This window comes from Streptomyces sp. NPDC051677 (assembly GCF_044453465.1).
Classification (GTDB): domain Bacteria; phylum Actinomycetota; class Actinomycetes; order Streptomycetales; family Streptomycetaceae; genus Streptomyces.
Genome location: NZ_JBITCT010000146.1, coordinates 1 through 1326, shown reverse-complemented (window position 1 = coordinate 1326; position 1326 = coordinate 1). Strand labels below are relative to the sequence as shown.

The 1326-nt window shown below is 69.6% G+C and carries 1 protein-coding gene; it reads right to left on the bottom strand.

Features of this window, described 5'->3' with window-relative positions; genetic code table 11:
* Positions 1-54 precede the first annotated feature (54 nt).
* Positions 55-1281, bottom strand: coding sequence for an IS701 family transposase (locus ACIBAF_RS49285; protein ID WP_399473425.1), 1227 nt, complete (start codon positions 1279-1281; stop codon positions 55-57).
* Between the last annotated feature and the right edge of the window lie 45 nt (positions 1282-1326).

Genomic DNA, 1326 nt, shown 5'->3' with positions numbered 1-1326 from the left:
GGTAGTGGCAGCGGCGGGCCACCGCTTGGCGTCGTCGGCGCCAGTGCGACCAGCTCAACGCGTGGGTGAGGGTGTGAAGGTCTCGGGGTGTGTGAGCTGCCAGGAGTCGCCGCACTTCCGCCACGGTGAGCTCGATGACCACGGCATCCTCACCGGTGGATCCCCTTTTTCGGCTGCTCGCGCGCTCATCGCCGCGAGGAAGGTGTGGGCGAGCATGGCCAGGGTGATGTGCCGGTACCAGCCGACGTAGCGGCGGACTTCGTACTCGTCCAGGCCGCACTCGTTCTTCGCTGCCTGGAAACACTCCTCGATCGCCCACCGGGCGCCTGCGACGCGCACCAGTTCATCCACTGCGACATCCAGCGGTGCGTAGCCGAGGTAGTAGGCGATCTCGTCCGGCCGGGTCAGGCTGCGCCGTGCCAGCGCCCACCGCCGGCGGATCAACACGCCGTCCTGGTGGTCGTACTCGGCCACTGGGCGCAACTGGACGGCCGCCCAGTCGTACTCGCGCTGCCCCTTCACGCCCGCGCCGCAGGAACGGCGTTGCCATGCCTGGTCGGGGGCTTGGTCGAAGGCCCTGTCGATGCGTGGGCCGGCCAGGGAGAACTGGGACTTGGGGACGGCCAGGACATAGCCGACGCCGGACGTTTCCAGCATCCGGCGGAAGCGGTTGTCCTGTCCGTAAGCGGCGTCCGCCGTGACCCAGGCGATCGGCAGCGGCGAGGCCAGAGCCCTGCGGACGATCGTCGCCGCAAGGCTGTTCTTGGTGGCGAACTGCCGCTGGTCGGGGACCTTGGCCGCGCGGCAGCGGTCGGGGTCGTCGGTCCAGGACCTGGGCAGGTAGAGCTCGCGGTCCACCAGGGCGCGGCCGGCTGTGCTGGCGTAGGCGGCGAAGACTCCGATCTGGCAGTTCTCGGTGCGGCCTGCTGTGCCGGAGTACTGCCTTTGGACGCCTGCGGACGTAGTGCCCTTCTTCAGGAACCCGGTGTCGTCGATGATCAGTACCCCGTCGGGGCGGCCGAGGTGTTCGGCGACGTAGGTCTGCAGGTCGTCGCGGATGTCGTCGGGGTTCCAGCGGGCTCGGGAGAGCAGGTGCTGCAGTCCGTCGGGGGTGGCGTGGCCGGCGTGTTCGGCAAGTTGCCAGCTGTTCTTGCGGGCCACCGGGGCGAGCAGCGCGCGCACATAGTCCCGCATGCGGCGGCGTGGCTCGACGCGGCCGAAGTGGTGCCCGATGGTGGTGAGGAGGTGGTCCAGGTCGCGGTCCCAGGTCTCGGCTGCCAGTTCGGTGATCACGACCCGAGGCTTCCCAGGGCCCGGGGCGAGCTT